The organism is Methylomonas koyamae (assembly GCF_006483455.1).
Classification (GTDB): domain Bacteria; phylum Pseudomonadota; class Gammaproteobacteria; order Methylococcales; family Methylomonadaceae; genus Methylomonas; species Methylomonas koyamae_B.
Map to the genome: position 1 here is coordinate 1 of NZ_PPPU01000045.1, position 3,242 is coordinate 3,242.

Annotated in this window: 2 protein-coding genes; both read left to right on the forward strand. The window is 57.0% G+C overall.

The genetic code is table 11. The annotated features are described in order from the left end of the window. The first annotated feature begins 55 nt into the window (after positions 1 to 55). Positions 56 to 1,234, forward strand: coding sequence for a hypothetical protein (locus C2U68_RS18470; RefSeq protein ID WP_140913947.1), 1,179 nt, complete (start codon positions 56 to 58; stop codon positions 1,232 to 1,234). Between the two features lie 32 nt (positions 1,235 to 1,266). Continuing rightward, positions 1,267 to 3,242, forward strand: a 1,976-nt coding sequence (locus C2U68_RS18475) for a tetratricopeptide repeat protein (RefSeq protein ID WP_140913948.1), incomplete at its 3' end; no start/stop codon positions are given.

Below are 3,242 nucleotides of genomic sequence, written 5' to 3' on the forward strand. Positions count from 1 at the left end.
TTTTAAAACAATCCTGTCTTAAAATCATGTCTCTTGATAACCAAAGGGGCGGGCGATGGACTACACCAGCAAATCTTACGGTCGAAACGATGACGTCGCGGCCATCTATAAACTGATCGATGCTGGCATCGATATTTCAATGCCGGGGCCGCGCCGTTTGGGCAAAACCTTCGTGCTGGAGCGCTTGGTCGAAGCGGGACACGCGCATGGCTGGGAAGCCATCAAGGTAGAAGTAGCGGGTTGCAAGGACACCCGAGGATTCTTTCGCCAGCTATGCGACCAGATTGGCAAGCATAGATCGCGTGGAAACAATATCGTTGCCTGGCTGAGCCAACGGCTAGGACAAGCAATCGACCCGCGCACCGACACCAACGGTGCTTGGTATCAGTCCTTCACCACGCTCGATCACGAGACCTATTTCGAGCGCTTGATCAAAGCCTTGCATGAAGACCCGAATCGACGCTGGTTGCTGCTGATCGATGAACTTCCAATCTTCCTTAAAGCTCTGCACGACCAAGGCCCGCAAGGCATCGAGGCGGCAAGAACGTTCATGAACCACACCAGCCGCCTTCGAGTCGACTTTCCAAAAGTGCGTTGGTTGATCACCGGCTCGATCGGCCTGGAACCTCTGGCGCAAGCGGGCAACTACATGGGTGTTTTGGCCAAGTTCGAGACCTATGGCCTGACGACGCTGAATGAAATTCAAGCTCGCGATTTTGTCATCGACCTGGCGCAAACGGGCCGGCTGGTGGATCGGCAACTGATTACCGTCGCGGAGGCGGACGCGATAGTTCAGGCCGTAGGTTGGCGCTCAGCCTACTATCTGGAGGCCCTGGCCAAGAAGCTTGCCGGCACGCCCACTGAAAACGCCCAGGATGCCACTGCTTTGATAGAAGCAGCCATGGCGCGACTATTGCAGCCCAACGAACTGGCGACTTTCGGTGTATGGGAAGAGCATCTAAGAAAGCATTACCCGGATACTGATCGGGGAGTCGCCATCGCCGTACTTAACTCACTGGCACCTCATCCACAGGGGCTTGATATTGATAGGGTGCTTGCGGCGGTCAGCCAGTCCAACCTTACGCGGGAGTCGCTGCGCAAACTACTGATGCGCTTGGATGCAGAAGGCTTCATCACGATTGAAGACTGGGGCGCGGACACGCCCGTTGCGGCGTTTAGAAATGTACTGCTGCGCCGCTGGTGGACCCGCTTTCCGCCGCAAGCAAATGCCTAGACTAAACCCTTCATTTTCATAGGCGCCACACCATGGACTTCACTCACTTCAACCCTAAGTCCCAGAAAGAAGAAGACTTTCTGGCGAACTTTGTCGCCCGGCGCGGCGTGCTGGATTTCTTTCTGCGCCAGCTTCGCCTGCTTGAGCCAAGCCGCCCCGCCACCCATCATCTCATCGTCGCGCCGCGAGGCTACGGAAAAACCAGTTTGCTGCGCCGAATTGCCATCGCCGTCAGAACGGAACCCGACCTCAATAGCCGGTTGATCGCCTTATCGTTTCGCGAAGAGCAACACAATGTCATCAGCCTGGACGTGTTCTGGCGCAATTGCCTGCAATCGCTGCTTGAAGTACGCGAGGACGAAAAGGCAGCGGACGAAGAAATTGAAGCGCTGGACGCGGCATGGGAACGGCATTTACCGCGCCAGGCCTTGAAGCGTGATGATCAGGACGGAGAACCGGCAAAGCAGGCATTCAACAAGCACTGTGAACGCCTGGGCAGACGACCGCTACTATTGATCGACAATCTGGACTCACTATTGGCAGGCCTGCCGGACAACCATCAGTGGTCGTTGCGAAACGATTTGCAGAGTGCTGGTGGCCCGATTCTGATTGCTGCGGCTTCGCGTTATCCCGAATCGACACACGATCAGCAGGCGGCGTTCTACGATTTTTTCAGAATCCAGACCCTCGATAAACTGGATGACAAAGAAGTTATGCACTGCCTGCGCATACGCGCCGAGAACCGGGGCGAGGCGGGCAAGAAGGTGCTGGACCTGATTGAAGAAAATCCGGGGCGAGTGGCCGCACTCAATACCTTGGCCGGGGGTAACCCGCGCACTCTGGGCGTACTTTACAGCGTGCTCGAATCGCATGCGAGTGCCGATGTCTTGTCGCAACTGAGCGCCATGCTCGATACCTTCACCGGCTGGTATCAGGCCCGCACGGAAGAGCTGCCGATTCAGAGCCGGGCCGTATTCGATGCGCTGGCCTTGAATTGGGACCCGATGACCTCGGCCAAGCTGGGCGAGGCGACCGGTCTTGACACCACAGTTGTGAGCAGCCAGCTTTCGCGACTGGAAAAATCAGGATACGTCGAAACTGTTTCCCTCAGCAGACGCAAGAAGGGGCGCAACGGCTATCAAGTAAGCGAACGCTTCTTCAACATCTGGTACCTGATGCGTAACGGCCCGCGCCGCGCACGCCAAAGCATCAAGTTTCTGGCGGTGTTTCTGCAAACCTGCTTCAGCCCAAGGGAGCGCCATTCCATTGCACGCGCGCTCTTGCAAGACGGGCAGGCCGACCCCGGCTATACCTTGGCTTTGGCGAGCGGCATGCGCCAACGCCAGTTGAGGAATCAATTGATCGAACATGCCGATATGCAGTGCCGGCGTCTTGGCAGCGCCGAGGAATATGGTGCCGCGATTCAGGATTTACGCAGCATTGATGTCGCCGGGAAAATCGCCACCGAAGCAGAACAAGCCACTTCGCCTGCTGAGTCTATTGAGGTTCTGGACCGCACCATAGCGCGATTGAGCGGTTCCAGTAAACTTGCGTCGCGCGTCGAATTGCCCCGGGCGCTGCTCAAAAAGGGCTTAATATTGGGCGAGCTTGGGCAATCGGAGGACGCAATCAAGGTCTACGACGATGTTGTCGAACGCTTTGGCACGGCCATGGAAGCGGCTTTGCGTGAGCAGGTCGCCAAGGCACTGGTCAATAAGGGCGCCACTTTGGGCCAGCTTGGACACTCGGAGGATGCAATCAAGATCTACGACGATGTCGTCGAACGCTTTGGCGCGGCCACGGAAGCGGTGTTGCGTGAGGGAGTCGCCCGGGCGCTGTTCAACAAGGGTTTCGTTTTGCGCCAGCTTGGGAAATGGGAGGACGCAATCAAGGTCTACGACGATGTCGTCGCACGCTTTGGCGCGGTCATGGAAATGGCGTTGCGTGAGCGAGTCGCCCGGTCGCTGGTCGACAAGGGCTTTAGCTTGAGCCAGCTTGGGCAATTGGA